We start from the raw sequence: 15,920 nt of genomic DNA, 5'->3' as shown, positions 1-15,920 counted from the left end.
ATGAGCAGCTTGTCAATTGCTTATTAATAACTGGCTCTCCTCTCCCGGAGGGGAGGGGCCGGGGGTGGGGTCGCACGCCTGAACAGCCTTACTCATTCAGTGCGCGCCGGCGCGGCGCGGCCCCAAATGCCGGCTGCCGCAGCGGTCCCATGCCGCCATTGAGCTGGCGGGTGCGGCGCAGCTGGCCTTGCTGCACCGCGTTTTGGCGCTCGATGAGCTGGGCGGGCTGGAGGTAGCGCTCCTCGTTGTCGGGGGCATTTTGCCGGATGTCGCCTAGGTCGGTGGCGAGGTCCACGCCCGTCACGGCCTTGTAGGCGTGGATGTAGCGCTGGATTTCCTCGCGCCAGTAGTGGGCCCAGTTGGCGGCGTTTGCCGCCCCTACGCTGGGGCCATTCCACGAACCGTAGCGGATGCTCAGCAGCAGCTGCTCGCCAAAGGCGCCTAGGTCGTGGAAGTGCGTGATGTTGGTGGGGGTCCAGCCTTGCAGGGTTTTCATGTTATCGACACGGTCCATCCAGGGCTCGGTGTAGGGCACCATCACGCGGCCACCCAGAAACTCGCGCACCTCGGGCCGGGCCAGAATCCACTGCTGGGTTAGCATTTCGGCGCGGGCGGTCCAGGGCAGGTCACCGTATTGGTTGTGCGCGCCTTCGGCCAGGGTCAGGTGCACTTCGCGCAGGTGATTGAGGATGGGGAAGCCATCGGGAATGACCGTTGTGAAGTTGGCCTGCTGGTAAAACTCGGTGCAAGCCCGCAGCAGGCTATGAAAGCCGCGCAGGAAGAAGGCTCGGTTTTCGGCCACCGCAATGGGCTGCACCCCGCGCCCAATCAGCCCGATGCCGTACTCGTACTGGTACTCCAGGTTGCGGCGGTTCATGGTCAGGCGGTTGCGCTCGTCTTCGATATAGCCCCAGATGATATTGTTGAGGGGCCGCAGCGGGTCGATGGCCAGGTTGGCCAGCGGGTCGGGGCCCGGGCCGGGGCGGCGCACGTTCTGAAAGCGCAAACTCAGGGCATTCATGGTTTGCACCAGCCCGCCTTCCTCGTGCCAATACGACCAGATTAGCTCCAGCAAGGGCGGTGCTTGCAGCTTCGATTTCAAGATGCCGTAGCACAAGTCGCCGCCCCCTAGGTCGATGTCGAGGGCATCCTTGAGCGTTAGCTCCGAGAGCTTGTCCGCGATGATTTTAAAGTACGGCAGCGCCTTGCCGCCTTCGCCCGCTAGCTGCTCTAGGTAGTCATCGCGCAAGGCATTGAGGCTGAAGCCCGGTCCGCCCAGGCGGCGCTGCTCCTCGGTGCTCAGCTGGTGGTTGGGTCGCTGCGCGTTGAGGTTGCCGTGGCGGCTTTCAGTGCCGGAGCTGTCGTCGGGGCTCGGCACCAGGCCGGCCTCCTGCATCAGAAAAAACTCGGTGGCGGCGCGCAGCAGCCCGTAGGAGGCCGACCGGCTAAAGGGCAAGTGCTGGGTCGTGACGTAGGCGCGAGCCGAGCGGTTCTGGGCATTCGGGCCCACGCACAGCACACTGTCGATAAAGCTGCGGTACTGGCTAAAATTGACCGTGCGCCGCCGAATGAGGGACCACAGCATCTGGTCGGGGGTCTCTTCCCGCTTGGCTTCGCTCAGCGACACGCGCACCGGGGCGTGCACATCTTGCTCTTGCACGCGCAGCTTGGCGGGGCCAAAGTCGGAGAAATTGGTGACGTAGGCGCCCGTATCGCTTTCGGCTTCGGCGCGCCGCCCAAACTCACCCCCCACGGTGAAGGTGCCCGGAATGCCCCAGGTGCGAATGTCCCAGGCAATCGTGATGCTGGTTTTGCTGCTGAGCACTACCGTGGGCGACATCAGCTCTACCTCCCGAAAGAGGGGCTTCACCTTAGCCCGCCCGCCCGCGCCGCGGGGCTGCTGTAGTAGCTCACTGGCATGAAAAACCAGCCCGGTAGCGGTCATTTCGTACCCAAACTGGTACTCATCAGCCGGCCGGCTATCGGCTAGGTGGTCAAATGACAACGCCAGGTAATTGGACTCGCGCAGCCAGTCGGCCAGCGACTTACTACCCGGCGTGGGGTTGATGGTGAGTGTGAGGGTCAGGGTGGAGTCATCGCCGAGCGACACCTGCGAGGCGTCAAGGCTGAGCTCGCGGTACACAATAGTTACTTCGGGGTTCATAACGCAGGGAGTGAAGAAGTAAGTGGCTAAAGAATTGGGAAAGCTGCGCCTAGGCGGCCACGCAGTAGTTGCGGGCGCGGTCCAAGGCCCAGTGCGCCAGCATGTGCGAGAGTAGCTGTACCTCGTCTTGGGTTGAAATGCGGCCGTCGGCCTTGGCCTGGCCCACTACCGCAAATACCAGCGAGGGCGCGGCGTGCTCGCGCAAGTAGGGGTGCTGCTGCCAGGTAACGTAGAGGGCGCGTAGCTGCTCGGGGCCGCGCTCGGCCACCGGAAAAATGTCGGCGACCCGCCCGCCGCGCAGCGTGCCCGAGCGGTGGCCCAGCACCAACCGGACGAAGATGGGCAGCACCGCTTCGAGCCGCCGAATGAGGTCGCGCTTGTCAGCGCCTAGGTTGTCGAGGGGGTACAAATCTTCCCACTGCTGGCCCAGCGCCGCCCACTGCGGGTGCGGAAACAGCGCCTGCCCCAGCGCTAAGCTGATTTTCAGGCGTATCCACGGAAACGGGTGCGGCCCGTCGGTGCCGATGCGGAACACGAAATAGCTAGGTAGGCTCACCACGCTCAGCAGCCCGTAGGTGGCCGTGATGCCGAGGTGCCCCACCGCCCAGCAGTCGGAAAGTATCTCGTTGAGCCAGCGGCTGAGTAGCTGCCAAGGCAGGGCTCCTTCGCGGGTGCCGCTGGCGATAACCTGCTCAATGTCTTGCCGAATGGTAGTAGTTAAATCGAGCAGCTCCGAGCCTTGGTGCCCTACCTCATGGATGAGCGACGAGGCAATGCCCGAGCCTATCATGCGCTCGCGCGGAATCTGAATAACGCCCACCGGGCTGAGGTCGCCGCCCGGCAGCCGCGTGCGCGAGCGCCGAATGGCCGCGCCGTGCCCCCGCTCGAGGTAGCAGATGAGCGGCGGCGGCGTGTAGTACTGGCCCGGCAGGGCCAAGGCATCTTCGGCCAGCACGTCGAGGCCCGCCACCCAGGTACCGGTGTTGTGCTCGCTGCGCTGCCCCAGTACATCGGCGAAGATGTCGACCTGGTCGAGCAAGTTATTGAAGCGCAGTTTCAAGAGCACGTAGCGGGCCTGGGTTTCGGCCGCGCTCAGGCGGTAGCTTTCGGCGCTGCGCAGCCAGGTAATGAACGCCTGAAGCTTGCGCCGCAAGTCGAAGGCCACGTGCGCTAGGTGGGCATTGATGGCCGCCTGCGCCGGGGCCGACACGGCTGCCGCCAGCACCATCGGCGTGCTCAGCGAAAACGAGCGCACCGTCTGGAGCCGGCTAAATAAGGCCAGCGTTTCATTGAGCAGAAACCGGGTGTCGGCGGCGGTACGCATTGACGGTAGAGAAGTAAGGAAGCACTTGGGTATACCTAGGCGCGGGCCACGCTATAGCTGAATGACCAGCGTGCGCCCGCGCCGCATCCAGGTGCCGCGGGTGGGGCGGTGCTGCTGGCTCGGCTGGCCATAGTCCTGCTGCTCATCTCCTTGGTCATGGTAGCCTTCCCCACCCGCGGCTTGGGTAGGCTCGTAGCTGCCCCCTAGGTAGCCGTTGCTGCCGCGGAAGGCGGGCTGGCGGCGCGGGCCGTTGCTAGGCCGCCGTGCCCCAGCCCCCGGCATCGAGCGGAAGGTGCCATTGGCATTGCGCGGGCGCAATAGGCCGGGTGCGTGTTGCATGGCCGCGCTCGTGAGGGCCTTGCGAGCAGCCACAGCAGGCGGCACGTTGCGGCTGGGGTTTTGGGCTGCGGCGGCCCCGCGCTGCACTGCCGAGTTGGCGAAGCGTACAAAGGCGCGGGCCGTTTCAAACTCCTGGTCTTCTGGGCTCAGCCCTTCCAGCTCCAGCTCAAACAGGTTGCCGGCCATCGAGCCTAGCTTGCTGCCCAAGGCCGTGCCCAGCGGCCCGCCCACGAAGGTACCTAGGGCCCCGCTCACCATCGGCAACGCTTTCTTGGCCACGGCCTTGAGTGCACCCCCGATGGTTTTGCCAATCGACGACTTGGCAAAACCGCTCACCGCGCTGCCCACTTTCTTCACGAGGCTACCTAAGAATTGGTTGAGCTCCATCTCGTTGCTGACCTCAAGCAGCTCGTGGGCCAGTTCCATTTCGAAGGTCTCGTTGAGCTCGCCGCTCAGCTCGCCGTACGTCTCGAATGACTCACCCTGAGCACTGGTTTCACCCAGGTACTCGGGGCTGAACTCGAAATTTTCGCCGTTGAACTCTTGCTCCATTTCCATCTCTTGGCCGAGGCCTTGCTCAAACTCCTGAGAGAATTCATTTTGGTACATGGTGGTAAGGGTGAAGGTGATTGAAAACGAACTAGCTAGGCACGGCGGCGCGAAGCTCCTACCCTGCCCCATCCTGGCTGTATTAGTATTTTGCCCAAAGCGGCTGGGCAACTGCGGCGCGGCACAGTAGCGCGGGCTTTCAGCCCGCGAGTACCAATCCCTAAGGTGGCAGACTAAAAGTCCGCGCTATGCCCCGTAGAGCACGATGGCCCTGCCCCGGCGCTCCCAGGTACCGGCTTGACCTTGGCACGCACGACCACTCGGGCGTAGCCCGCCGGCGAGCAGGCCGGGCGCATACAGGGGAGCCGAGGCGCCAAGCACCTGCCGCCCTAGGGCGCCAACACCCAGTCGAGGATAGCGGCGCAGCGTGCGGTCGGCGCGGCGGGCTACGTCGGAGGCGAAGCGCACGAAGGCGCGGTTGATTTCCATTTCCTGGCTTTCGGGGCTCAGCATTTCTAGCTCTAGGCCAAAGACGCGCTTGGCGTTGTCGGCTACCCAGTTGCCGGCTTGGCCGCCGGCCCATTGGCCCGCCTTGGTGCCCGCCCAGTTGCCGGCTTTAGCGCCCAGCGGGCCGAGTTTGCCACCTAGGGCGGTGCCGGCTTGGCCACCGTATTTGGCGCCTAGCTGCGGCAGAGTTTGCTTGCCAAAATCGACGAGGTAGCGACCCACGCTTTGCCCGGCCGGCGAGGTCAGCAGCTTGGAAGCCGCGCCTGTGGCCTGGCTCACCAGGTTACCCAAAAATTGATTTAGCTCCTGCTCGTTGTTGATTTCCAGTAGCTCTTGCGCCAGCTCGGCCATTAGTCGCTCCTGCTCGTCTTCCATTTCGTAGCTCTCGCCGCTGAATTCATGCCCGAACTCCTGGCTGTATTCCATTTCCTGGCCGTATTCCAGCTCCTGGCCATACTCCATTTCCTGGCCGTATTCGCCGTTGGTTTCGTAGCTCTCAAACTCGCCATTGGTGGCGGTCCCGGATTCAAACTCCTGAAGGGTTCGGTCGATATTGTGCATGGCTTGGCAAGGGATGCGTGAGAAGATGCTCCCTTGTTTTCAAGCGCAGTGCCAGGAATAAAAAGGCCGTTTCCAGCTACTGAGGGCAGGTGGCTTCCGAAACGCACTTCGGAAACGAATCAAACGGGCCCGCGGGGCGAAATGTATTTCGAGCCAACCAGCACCCTACCCAAGCGCGGCCAACGCGTCGCGGTAGTGCTGGTGCACCTGCTCGCTTTCGTAGGGCACCGTGATATTCTTTTCGGCGGCAGTCATAGCCAAGTCGGCCTGCTGGCGCAGGGCGTGGCGGTAGTCGGGGCGGGTGGTGCGCTGGGCCACCGTGTGCAGTGACGCCAGCAGGCGTAGGTAAATAGCCAAGTCTTCAGCCGCATTGGCGCGCACCTGGTCGAAGGCCGTGGCGAGGTAGCTCGCAAAATTGGGGCGCTGAGCAATAACGCGCACCTGGCCCGCCTCGGCGCGCACGGGGCTACCTAGGTCGCGCCCGGCCAGCAGCGCCAGCAACGACCCTAGGCGGTCGATACACATCACGGCCGTGCTGGTGTCGTTGATGCCTGGCGACAAGGCTTTGAGGCCGATATCCACCAGTTGGCGCAAGCCAAAACCCGCATCCTGGTCGAGCGTGCGCTGATTGCCAATGCTGTAGCAGCTGTTCAGACGTTCGGTATTCTCCTCGCCAACGATATGCTTAGCAGTTGGATACGAAACTATCGACACCAAGGGCGCACCTTTGGTAACGTAGCTGCCGATGGCGCGCTCCATGCGCACGATGGCATCGGTTTCGCAGGCAAAGGCCAGCAGCGCCTCCTCATCAATGCCCATGATGTAGCCCGATTCGTGCGCCTTGATGACGACCCAATCCAGCGGCCCTAGGTCGGCCAAATCGTCTTTTTGGGCGGGCGTGGCATCGTCGCCCAGTTCCTTCGGAAACAGCTTAGTTAAGGTTTTTTCGGTTTCCTGAGCCGCGCCGCCTATTACGTTGGCGGCCTGAATGGATGAGGCGATGTGGTGGATAAAGAAGATGAGCATGCCAATGCTCACCAGCGCCAGCAGCAGCCCAAAGGCTACCGCCAAGCTGGGCACAAAAACCCGCTCATCGCCGCCCCGGATGGTGCGCAGCACCGCCAGGCAATACACAAAAATGCTCACGAAGAAGCCCATCACCACCTGGTTGCTACGGTCGCGCATGAAGTTGCGCAGCAGCCGCGAGGTGTACTGGCTCGATACCTGGGCCAGCGTGGAAAGCGTGAGCGAGAAGATGAGGCCCGCCACCGTTATCATAGAGCCGGCGATGGCTGAGAGCATGCCGCGCGCGCCATCGGCCCCGGCCCCAAATAGCAGCGGGTGGCGCCTGGTCCACTCGTGGCCGATGCTATCGTCGAGGTGCACCAAGAAGTAGGCAGCCAATATGGCGGCTAGCACCATCAGGCTCGGCACAAACCACAGGCTGGAATTGAGGTCCAGCCACCAGCGTTGGAGGCGGCTCATGCGATGGGGCAGCACCTAGGCCGAGCGCGGCTGGTGGGGTGAGGCGAGCGTTTCGGCGCGGCGCAGTTGCTTTTCGTACTATGTTTTTTCATGCTGAACCTGGGCGTTGGGCGGTAGTCCGCCTACGGCACGGTTCAACTTATGTTTACTTTACTTTTCCCCTCCTCCCCCACATGGATATCAAATATCTCTCCGACCCCAAAGGCAACATTACCGGTGTTTTCATTCCCATCGAAGACTGGGAGCAACTCAAGAAGGAGTATAAAATCAGTGAAGATGTGCCGGCCGACTCGGGCGACAAGCTGCAAAAAGGCCTCGCCGATGCGCTAAAAAAGGCGAAGATTGAGCCGGGCGACGAGGCGTAGTCGCCGGGCAACCTAGGTTGGCTACTTGCCGCTCGGCTTTATGGCCCGGCCTTGCTCATCATACTGCCACTGCCGAATGACATGGCCCTGCTCGTCAAAGTCTTGGTAGGTTCCCCACTCCTTATTGTGCAAGCGGTACCCTAGGGAGCGCAACTGCCCATTAGGGTAGTAAAACCTGATGGTCTCTTTCCCGGCAGCCGGCTCGCACTCTCTTTCTTGGCTGAGATACCGCCCGGTTACACCCCAGCCAAACTCTTGAAATTTAACAATTTGCCCTTTCTTGTTGTACATGTAGCGAAAGAAAGGCAAGGAAGAACCACGCCTGCCAGGGTAGTAATAAGCTGAGGTATCGCGCCGAGTGCCTCGGTGATAAACGGCCGCCGATTGCAGCTGTCCCGTGCCAGTGTACCACCTCTCGCGGCCATCCAATCGACCTTTTCGGTAGGTCATGGTGGCGTAGGGCTGGCCATCGGGATAGAAATAGGCCACTGCGCCGTGAAGCACGCCGCGGCGAAAGCGCTCGGTTTTCTGCATCACCTGGTTGGGGTACGGGCTCAGCACCTCCCCACTAGCGTGCCGCGGTGGGGCGGCCAGCTGGTGGGTAAGCGAATCCAAGATATGGACTCTGGTGAGCGCGGTCGGGTGCTGCAATTCCTGAAAGCCATTAGCAGCCCGAAACCGCGCGGTGTAGCCGCAGGGATAAATAAAGGTGGCTTCTTGCGCGGTGCCGAACACCAGCCATTCTTCGCCAACGTCGATGCCCATGTCGCACGAAGTCCAGGTACCTAGGGCCTGCAACCCACCCGCAACAACCACTTGCTGCCGAGGCTCGCCTTTGTAACGCCTCAGCTCTTGAATCTCAGCGGTATAATAGGGCTGCTCAGCATACTTGGTGGGTTGCCGCTGGTAGGCGGCCACGCGCACGATTTTTACCAGCGCCACGTAGTCACTCGCCAGCGCATTTTTGGCTGAGAAGTCATCGGTCATGCACGAACAAGCCGAGGCCGTGAGCCTAATGCCAAAAAGCAACGTCAGGAGGAGTAAGCGCAAAATCATAAGCAGCCGGCTGGTAAGTTTTTAACCTGATGCTTACAGTCGCTTTATTCCATAAACCCGTCTTGGATTCTGACGCGCTTATGCTACGCCAGCCTTCAAAATTGTAATACCCGCCCCTGCTCCGGCAGTATCACCTTTACCCCAAGCACATTGCCTTCAGCCAGCTGCTGCCGAATAAGAGCTTCATTGCCCGGCGTAGGCTTGAGGTGGGTAACCACCACAGGCAGCCCTTGCAAGGACCTAGGGCCCGCCAGCTGACCTAGGGAGGCCAGCTCGTGTAACAGCAGCGCCGGCGTGAGGTGCCCAAACAGCTGCCCCGGCGGCTGCGCATTAGGATAAGATGCCTCAATAAAAATAGCTTTTAGCGCGTGGCGCTGCACCAAGGGCGCCACCGCCAGCCAGAGGTTGTGCAGATTGTGCGTTTTCTCTATTTCATCGGCACCCGTGTCGCCCAGGTACAGCAAATAGCTGCCTTGGCTGCGCACCAAAAAGGCCGCGCTTTGGTAGGATGCGCCGTGGCTGAGCGCGAACGCCTGCACGCTGAGCGTGGTGCTGTCGAGCGGCGTGGGCTGGCCGGGAACGAGGGTGCGCAACTGGTATTTGCCCAGCGCGGGCGCCCGGCCGCCATCAGCAAAGTTGGGCCAGGCCTGCCAGTTGAAGTAGTCCTGCTGCACGGTAGCCAGGCACGCGGCCAAGCCGTAAATAGGTTTTGGCGTGTCGTCCGGGGCGTTGAGCAGCAAGCCCGCCACATGGTCGAGGTGCGCGTGCGAGAGGCAGTAACCTTTGATGTAGCGCGTCAACACCTGCTGAGCCGGAACAGTAAACACGCCATTGGCAATGGCTTTTTCCACGCCGGGGCGCAGGCTACCAGCATCTAGAGCCACGTAGCTAGAGGTGCCGGCCGCGGCCACCAGGTAGGCCGAGAGGTTGCCCTCGGCCAAGCCACCTTTCACTCCTAGGGGCACCACCGTGAAGGCCGGCTGCCCAAAGGCACCTAGGGCCGCCAGCCATCCGGCCAGTAGCAATACACACGTGCGCATAGGCAAGACGGCGCTAGCTAAACTCGTAGGGGTAGCCGATTTCTTGCAGGTCGGTGGCGAGCATCGTCCAGTCCTCTACTTCATCGACCAGAGCCAAAACCTTGGCCTTGGTCACCGGCTCTTGGCGGTAGATGGGCGCCACGGCTTCAGCCGTGACGGGCTTTTTATCCGACTCATCGGTGTAGTACTCCGTGGCCCACTCGGCGTAGGTAGCCGGCTGGCCATCAAAAATGTATAGCAGCTCTTCGGAGCCATCGTCTTCATTCTCTACGATGCCGCGCTGCCAGCCGTGGGCGGGCGTGTACCAGAGGCAAAACGTGGTGCCAATAGAATTGACCGGCTCGCCAAACATGAAATCATCAAACGCTTCGGGCAGACCGCGCGTGACTTGCGCCTTGCTGGGCTGGTCATACTCGTGCAGGTAGCCGTTTATCACGCAGCCTTCAGGGCGAAACAGCACCAGCATCTGGTCGCCTTCGCCGTCGCGCATTTCCATAATCTGCTCGTCGTCGCTCCAGGCTGGGTTGTAGGAGTAGTAGCGGTATTCCCAATCGGGCGAGTTGATGGCGTCGAGCACAGCCAAGGCTTTGCAAAGGCGCTGCAAGTCGGCCGCGGGCGGCAGGGCAGAATAGTCGGAGCTTGAAATCATAGTGCTTTAAAAAATCGTCTGTCAGGCAGCGCGCAGCGAAGCATGACAGACGCGTCTCAATACGTTTTGGTCATGTCCTCGGGCACTACGATGAGGTAGTCGGCCACGTTCATGTTAGTTTGGTCGAGCTGCTGCAACTGGCTTTGCGTCACCACGCTCAGGGTTTGCACACGCAGCGGTTTTTTGCTATCGGCGCGCAGGTAGGCCACAATACCATCGTGATTGTCGGAGTGGTACGAGCCATTGAGGTGCAGCAGCGTCTGGCCGGCACCTAGGCTGCGGTGAATGGTGTAAGCCATGGTGGCATCCTTGAGCGCTTGAGCTTGAATGATGGTGCGCCCACCCCCACCGTGGGCCGTGGCGTCGCCGAACATGGCAGCCATCTTCTTGTAGCCGGGCAGCTCAAAATCGACTTTCAGCGGCAGCGGCGCAAGGTAGGCTTTCTCGTTGGCGGGCAGGGCGTCGAGGGCCGTGAGCGAGCCGCGGGCCACCTGCTGGGCATAGCGGCGCGGGGCATTGGTGGCCACCACGGCTATTTTCTCTTGGCGGGCAAACTGCAAAAGCGGGCGGTAGTCGGTGGCATAGTTAGGCCAAGGGCGGCTCTGGCGCTCGAAGGCCGTGTCGGGCAGGGTGCCGGCGGCGTACTGCGCCACCAGCGGCTGCACGTCGCGCTCAAACATTTCCATCCCTAAGACCAGCTTTCCGGGGCCTTTGAGGCGCTGCAAGTCCTTAGCTACCTGTAGCTCTAGCCAATGGGCCATTGGGTCGTTGTGCTGCTCGCCAAAGAACACCACGTCGGCCTGTGCCAACTGGGTCAGCATCTGGTCGTAGTCGGCGGCCTGGCCCTGGGCCGTGAAGAGACGATAGGCAGGCCGGTCGGCCAGCGTGAAGCTGAGTAGTGGCAGCAACCTCAGCAGCCAGCGGCGCCCTAGGTGGCTGGGAGATGGAAAAATGGACATAAGAGGCAGCGAAGAGTACTTACCCAACAAAGTAAGGCCAAAAAAAGCCCCACTGCCGGGCAGCGGGGCTTGTGAGGTTAACCCAAAAAGGGACAGTTTAGTTGACCAGCAAGCGAGCCGTTTGGGCTTGGTCGCCGGCTTGCAGCTTCACGAGGTACACGCCGGGAGCTAGGCCTTGCAGCGATAGACTCTGCGCCTGCGCGCCCGCCGCTTGGCGGGCCGGGGCCAGTTGCCGGATGGTTTGGCCCAACAGGTTTTGCACTGCGATGGTGGCAGTGGTGCCAGTGGGCAGCTCGTAGGCTACAGTGGTGGTGCCGGCCGCGGGATTGGGCACTAGGGACAGCTTGAATACGGCTGCCGCCTGGGCGCCGGTAGTAGCCAGCGTGGTGCCGGTGGGCTTGGTGAGCTGGCGGCTGGTGTACACGGCGTACTGGCCGGGCTGCAAGGTCATGGTCTGGCTGGTGCTAGCTATGGCCAACTGCTCGCCGGTAAGGTAGTTGTACCAAGTGCCAATCTGTGGAAACGTGACGGTGGCCGTTTGCACGGTCACGTCGAAGTTGCCGACAGTCACCACGCTCAGGTCGGCTCCGGTGAGGCTGATAGTTTTCACTGCCACATTGCCACCTAGGGTCTGGGTGTAGGCTGTGGGGGCGGCAAAGGCGGGCTGCTTTTTGAGGGCAATGAGCGCCCGGTAGGTATCATACAGATGGCGGCGATTGGCGTCCTTGTAATAGTCCCACAAGATGGGTTTGTTGCCGGTGCGCCCGTTCTCGTCGATACTGATGTCGTAGCCCAGCTCGCCAAACTGCCACACCAAGCGCGCACCGGGCTGGGTGAAGAAGAATGCCGCTGCCATCTCGTTGCGTTGCAAGCCAATAGCCTGATTTCTCACGTTGTAGGCGCTGTTACTAATATTGCCGTATTTCTCGTTTTTGAATTGTAGGCGCTCCTCGTCGTGGCTTTCCATGTAGGCTATCACGTTGGGCTGGCCCCAGTTGCGGCCGCCTTGGCTGCCGTAGTAGCCGTAGCTCAGGTCCGAGCCACCTAGGTAGCTCATAGTGGCCTCGTTGTAGTTGCGGTTGAGGTTGCCCCACAGCATCATGCCGTAGTCGCTCAGCACTTTGCCCTCGTCGGTATTGGTGGCGGAGGCGCCGTTGGGAAAGTGCTCCAGAATGGGGTACGAGGTGTTGTCGACGCTCATCTGGTAGTCGTAATAATCCTTCCAGATGTTCACGCGCGACTGGTCGTAGTTGGGGTACGTGGCCTCGGTTTTGGCTGCCTGGCTGAAGCCGCCCGCTAGGTCGTAGCGGTAGCCGTCGATGTGGTACTCCTGAAGCCAGAACTTAATGACCTGCTTGCTGAAGTAGCGCGTGTAGGCGCTCTCGTGGTTGAGGTCATTGTAGACGCTGTAGGGGTGCGGTGCTGAGGTGTTAAACCACGGGTTATCGGCCGTGGGGCCGGTCGTCACGTTGCCGTAGAGCTGCACCATCGGGCTATTACCGGTCGAGTGATTCAGCACCACGTCGAGCACTACCGCGATGCCGCGGCGGTGGCACTCGTCGATAAGTGCCTTGAGGTTGTTTTTGGTGCCGTAATACTTGTCGGGGGCGAAATAAAACGACGGGCTGTAGCCCCAGTTCTCGTTGCCGTCAAACTCGTTAATGGGCATCAACTCAATCACGTTGGCCCCTAGGCGCTGAATGTAGCTTAGGGTATCGCGCAAGGTCTGGTAGTCGTGGCGGGCCACGAAGTCGCGCACCAGCAGCTCATACACTACCATGTTGGCGCGGGCCGGGCGCTGGAAGTTGGTCGTGGTCCAAGTGTAAGCCGCCTCGCCCGGCGATAGCACTGACACCAGGCCTGTGGTTTTGCCCGTGGGGTAGGCTTTCAGATTGGGGTACGTCTCGGCCGGAATGAACTTGTCGTTGTCCGGGTCCAAGATTTTCTCGCAGTACGGGTCCGCGATGCGCAGCTGCCCATCTACCAGAAATTGATAGGCGTATTCCTGGCCCGGCGTCAGGCCATCGACCTGCACCCACCAGCGGCCGGTGGCGGCGTCGGTGTCCACGGTCGCCGTTTTCTTTAGCAGGCCAGCCTCCGATGTTTGCCAGTTGTTAAACTCGCCCAGCACGTAGATGTAGCTCTTCTTGGGCGCCGTCAAACTCAGAATAGCCGAGGTGCCGCCGTTGAGGTAGGTAATGCCGTCGGCTTTGGCACCGGCGGGCAGCGGCGCGGTGGTCACGGTGGGCGGTACCAGCACGGTAGCCGTGGCCGTAGACGTCACGTTGCCATCGTTGCCACTGACTACTAGCGTGTTCATACCAAACTGGTTGATGGTGACGTTAGCCGAGAGCGTAGTGGTGTTGGCCTGCTGGGCCACCTGGGTGCCGTTGAGCGTGAGGGTGAGCGTAGCGGCTACGTTGGCCGTGGCCGTCACAGCAATGGCGGTGCCGGCGGCTACCGTCGTGGTAGCGCTGGGGCTGGTAAAGGCCACTTGCAACCCTAGGTTCACATAAATGTCGGTGTTGCCGACGCCCTTGCCCTCGGGCGAGCCATTGGCCCCGCGAAACACCATGGCCAGTTGCTTCACCGTTTCGGTCGAAGACGCCAGGCCGGGGTAAAACGTGCGCGGCGTAAAGCTGATGGTGTATTTGTGGTTACCGATGTCCGTCATCTTCTCGGCGGCGGTGGGCGTACCAAAGCCAGTGGGGTTTACCACGTGCTGCCAATTGCTGGGCGAAGTGCTCAGGTTGGTAATTACCCCCGTGTAGATGTATACATCACCCGTGTAGTTGGCCAGGCCCGCATTGCCCAAGGTGGCATCGTAGGTGATGGTGATGGGCGTGGTATCGGTGAAATATGCCGGGCTCACGCTTACTGGTGAGACAGCTTGGGCATGGACTGCCGAAACCCAGCCGGCCAGCAACACGGCCAGCCAGCCTAACCCCCAGAGTCGAGGTTTTTTCATAATAGTAGTGGGTGGGGAAAAGATAAAAGGCCCGCCGGCGCAAGCGGCCAACCGGGCTTAGGAATGGCTAAGGTACAAGCTGATTTGCATTCCGAAATCGATTCCGAACAAACACCCTCGGGCTGCCGATTCTAGGGCCGGCGCTGGGCCGGGCGCCTACCTTTGTGCCCAAGCTGCGTATCCGTAGCATTCGCATTACATTGAATATTATGAACGTTGGAGACCGCGTCCGTCTGCTCACCGGCACCGAAGAAGGTATCATCACCCGCGTGCTCGACAGCGAGCTAGTAGAAGTAGCCATTGATAACGACTTCACCATTCCGGTGCTGTTGCGTGAGCTTGTGCCCGTAGCTGCCGAGGAAGGACAGGCCTTCCGCCGCCCCGCTCCCGAGCCCACCCGCCCCGCCACCGGCAGCAAAAAAAACAAGCCCCTAGGTGGCCAGGCCAAGCCCCCACGCCCCGGCGTGCCCGCCCCTACCCCCGCCAAAGCGCAGAGCGCGGGCCCCAGCGCGGCCATGCCGCCGCGCCCGGCCGCGCCCCCCACGCTGCCCCCCGCAGCCAAAGGCTTGTATCTTGCCCTGGTGCACCAAGCCCCCGAGCTACTGGCCCTGCACCTGGTCAACAACACGGAGTCCGAAGTAGTGTATACCTACGGCGAGGAGCGCCAGGGCAAGTACCGCGCCCTGGCCGCCGACAAGCTCAAGGCCAAAGCCGCCAGTGCCCCACTGGCCCACCTGCACCTCAAAGACTTTGAGCAGTGGCCCGCCGTGGTGTTTCAGCTCCTGAGCTTCAAGCTAAACAGCGATGCGGCCTACGACCTGCTCACCAAGCGCCAGTCGTTCAAGGCCAGCACCTTCTACACCAGCCGCCGCCCGGCGCCGGTTATTGGTAAAGAGGCCTACCTGTTTCAGCTCGACGAGCGACCCGCCCCGGCCCTCAACCCCGAGCGCCTAGCCCAGGCCGAAGCTTCCCTCGAAGCCGCTGCGGCGGGCCCCGCGCCTGCCCTCGATGCCAAGCAGGCCAATGTACTCCAGCAGGCCCTAGGGGGCGACAAGCCCGCGCCAGTGCCGGCAGCCATCGCGCCCGCACCGCCCAAGCCGGCGGCCGCCATTGTGGCCCCGCCCCACGAGTTTGACTTGCACATCGAAGCCCTGCGCACCGAAGGTGCCGAAGGCCTCAGCAACACGGCCATGCTGCGCCTCCAACTCGATGCCTTTGAGGACGCCCTGAGCCGCGCCTTGGCTACTAACATGCACGAAATCATCTTCATCCACGGCGCCGGCAACGGTACGCTGCGCAAGGAGATTCACCGCCAACTGAGCCGCAACAAGGATATCAAATTCTTTGAAGAAGCTCAAAAAGAGAAGTTTGGCTACGGCGCCACGCTGGTGCGGCTGAAGTAGGCTAGGCGCTGAACTCACTGGTTGGCAGCGCGTATACTTACTACTACCCTACCCACCCTTCCTACCCATGAAAGCCTTGTTTTTTTCCCTTGCCGCCAGCCTGTTGGCTGGGGCTACTTCTGCTTTGGCGCAGTACCAGCCGGGCGTGTACACTAGCAGCCAGGAGTACGTCGAGAATAGCCCCTCGCAGCCGGGCGCCGTTAGTGACCTAGGTGCCGCTCACCCCTACATAGAGGTAGTGCACGCTAATACCTACGCGGTGCACCGGGTGCCCCGCACGCACGCCTGGGGCTATGTCAATAAGCACGGCCAAACGTTTCGGCTAGTTGATAATAAGCCTTATAAGATTCAGCCCCAGCAAAATGGCCTGGTGATATATAGCCGCCAGCGCCCCATTCAAAATGGGCGCTACACGCAGGTTATCACCGAGCATTTTTATAGCGAAGGCCTCGATGGCAAGCTTCGCCCCCTGACTAAGCGCGCCCTGCGGCAGCCGCTGGCCATGGCCCAGTAAGCGACCACGCAAGCCGCACATACGAGTCCCTTTTAGC

At 61.4% G+C, this 15,920-nt stretch carries 13 protein-coding genes; 3 read left to right on the top strand and 10 right to left on the bottom strand.

Annotation, left to right across the window (positions count from 1 at the left end):
- Positions 1-88 precede the first annotated feature (88 nt).
- The 5 genes from FNT36_RS20430 to FNT36_RS20410 form a co-directional block, all read right to left on the bottom strand.
- Positions 89-2,164 (bottom strand): 8-amino-7-oxononanoate synthase, encoded by a 2,076-nt coding sequence (locus tag FNT36_RS20430; RefSeq protein WP_144851534.1) that lies wholly within the window; start codon positions 2,162-2,164, stop codon positions 89-91.
- Positions 2,165-2,213: 49 nt separating this feature from the next.
- A complete protein-coding gene (locus tag FNT36_RS20425; protein WP_144851531.1) occupies positions 2,214-3,488 on the bottom strand; it encodes a hypothetical protein in 1,275 nt (424 codons plus the stop codon).
- A 51-nt stretch (positions 3,489-3,539) separates the two neighbouring features.
- Entirely contained in the window at positions 3,540-4,436 is an 897-nt protein-coding gene (locus FNT36_RS20420; protein ID WP_144851529.1) for a hypothetical protein, read from the bottom strand.
- Between the two features lie 186 nt (positions 4,437-4,622).
- Positions 4,623-5,444 carry a hypothetical protein gene (locus FNT36_RS20415; RefSeq protein ID WP_144851528.1) on the bottom strand — a complete coding sequence of 274 codons (822 nt, stop codon included), beginning with the start codon at positions 5,442-5,444 and terminating at the stop codon, positions 4,623-4,625.
- 165 nt (positions 5,445-5,609) lie between these two features.
- Positions 5,610-6,929 (bottom strand): DUF2254 domain-containing protein, encoded by a 1,320-nt coding sequence (locus FNT36_RS20410; RefSeq protein ID WP_144851526.1) that lies wholly within the window; start codon positions 6,927-6,929, stop codon positions 5,610-5,612.
- Positions 6,930-7,102: 173 nt separating this feature from the next.
- Here FNT36_RS20410 and FNT36_RS20405 point away from each other — a divergent pair, with 173 nt between their 5' ends.
- On the top strand, positions 7,103-7,294 hold the full coding sequence (locus FNT36_RS20405; protein WP_144851524.1) for a hypothetical protein: 192 nt from the start codon (positions 7,103-7,105) through the stop codon (positions 7,292-7,294).
- A 21-nt stretch (positions 7,295-7,315) separates the two neighbouring features.
- Here the strand turns inward: FNT36_RS20405 and FNT36_RS20400 are convergent, their stop codons facing one another.
- The 5 genes from FNT36_RS20400 to FNT36_RS20380 all read right to left on the bottom strand — a co-directional run bounded on the left by FNT36_RS20400 (position 7,316) and on the right by FNT36_RS20380 (position 13,966).
- A complete protein-coding gene (locus tag FNT36_RS20400) occupies positions 7,316-8,350 on the bottom strand; it encodes a hypothetical protein (RefSeq protein WP_144851522.1) in 1,035 nt (344 codons plus the stop codon).
- Positions 8,351-8,445: 95 nt separating this feature from the next.
- Positions 8,446-9,390 (bottom strand): MBL fold metallo-hydrolase, encoded by a 945-nt coding sequence (locus FNT36_RS20395; RefSeq protein WP_144851520.1) that lies wholly within the window; start codon positions 9,388-9,390, stop codon positions 8,446-8,448.
- Positions 9,391-9,403: 13 nt separating this feature from the next.
- Positions 9,404-10,039: a hypothetical protein gene (locus FNT36_RS20390; protein ID WP_144851518.1), complete on the bottom strand. Its 636-nt coding sequence runs from the start codon at positions 10,037-10,039 to the stop codon at positions 9,404-9,406.
- A gap of 56 nt (positions 10,040-10,095) precedes the next feature.
- Positions 10,096-10,998 carry a ChaN family lipoprotein gene (locus FNT36_RS20385; protein ID WP_144851515.1) on the bottom strand — a complete coding sequence of 301 codons (903 nt, stop codon included), beginning with the start codon at positions 10,996-10,998 and terminating at the stop codon, positions 10,096-10,098.
- Positions 10,999-11,095: 97 nt separating this feature from the next.
- Positions 11,096-13,966, bottom strand: a complete 2,871-nt coding sequence (locus FNT36_RS20380; RefSeq protein WP_144851513.1) for an alpha-amylase family glycosyl hydrolase — start codon at positions 13,964-13,966, stop codon at positions 11,096-11,098.
- A 209-nt stretch (positions 13,967-14,175) separates the two neighbouring features.
- Between FNT36_RS20380 and FNT36_RS20375 the strand changes: the two genes are divergently transcribed.
- Both FNT36_RS20375 and FNT36_RS20370 read left to right on the top strand, forming a co-directional pair.
- Positions 14,176-15,369 (top strand): Smr/MutS family protein, encoded by a 1,194-nt coding sequence (locus FNT36_RS20375; RefSeq protein WP_233636105.1) that lies wholly within the window; start codon positions 14,176-14,178, stop codon positions 15,367-15,369.
- 67 nt (positions 15,370-15,436) lie between these two features.
- Positions 15,437-15,883 (top strand): hypothetical protein, encoded by a 447-nt coding sequence (locus FNT36_RS20370; protein ID WP_144851511.1) that lies wholly within the window; start codon positions 15,437-15,439, stop codon positions 15,881-15,883.
- Positions 15,884-15,920 lie beyond the last annotated feature (37 nt).

Origin of the sequence: Hymenobacter setariae (genome assembly GCF_007713685.1) — a bacterium.
Taxonomy (GTDB): domain Bacteria; phylum Bacteroidota; class Bacteroidia; order Cytophagales; family Hymenobacteraceae; genus Hymenobacter; species Hymenobacter setariae.
This window is presented reverse-complemented; position numbering and strand designations above follow the sequence as displayed.

Bases quoted from the DNA above. Each gene is read 5' to 3' on its own strand.
- FNT36_RS20430 (WP_144851534.1), bottom strand. From the start codon at position 2,164: ATGAACCCCGAAGTAACTATTGTGTACCGCGAGCTCAGCCTTGACGCC.
- FNT36_RS20425 (WP_144851531.1), bottom strand. From the start codon at position 3,488: ATGCGTACCGCCGCCGACACCCGGTTTCTGCTCAATGAAACGCTGGCC.
- FNT36_RS20420 (WP_144851529.1), bottom strand. From the start codon at position 4,436: ATGTACCAAAATGAATTCTCTCAGGAGTTTGAGCAAGGCCTCGGCCAA.
- FNT36_RS20415 (WP_144851528.1), bottom strand. From the start codon at position 5,444: ATGCACAATATCGACCGAACCCTTCAGGAGTTTGAATCCGGGACCGCC.
- FNT36_RS20410 (WP_144851526.1), bottom strand. From the start codon at position 6,929: ATGAGCCGCCTCCAACGCTGGTGGCTGGACCTCAATTCCAGCCTGTGG.
- FNT36_RS20405 (WP_144851524.1), top strand. From the start codon at position 7,103: ATGGATATCAAATATCTCTCCGACCCCAAAGGCAACATTACCGGTGTT.
- FNT36_RS20400 (WP_144851522.1), bottom strand. From the start codon at position 8,350: ATGATTTTGCGCTTACTCCTCCTGACGTTGCTTTTTGGCATTAGGCTC.
- FNT36_RS20395 (WP_144851520.1), bottom strand. From the start codon at position 9,390: ATGCGCACGTGTGTATTGCTACTGGCCGGATGGCTGGCGGCCCTAGGT.
- FNT36_RS20390 (WP_144851518.1), bottom strand. From the start codon at position 10,039: ATGATTTCAAGCTCCGACTATTCTGCCCTGCCGCCCGCGGCCGACTTG.
- FNT36_RS20385 (WP_144851515.1), bottom strand. From the start codon at position 10,998: ATGTCCATTTTTCCATCTCCCAGCCACCTAGGGCGCCGCTGGCTGCTG.
- FNT36_RS20380 (WP_144851513.1), bottom strand. From the start codon at position 13,966: ATGAAAAAACCTCGACTCTGGGGGTTAGGCTGGCTGGCCGTGTTGCTG.
- FNT36_RS20375 (WP_233636105.1), top strand. From the start codon at position 14,176: ATGAACGTTGGAGACCGCGTCCGTCTGCTCACCGGCACCGAAGAAGGT.
- FNT36_RS20370 (WP_144851511.1), top strand. From the start codon at position 15,437: ATGAAAGCCTTGTTTTTTTCCCTTGCCGCCAGCCTGTTGGCTGGGGCT.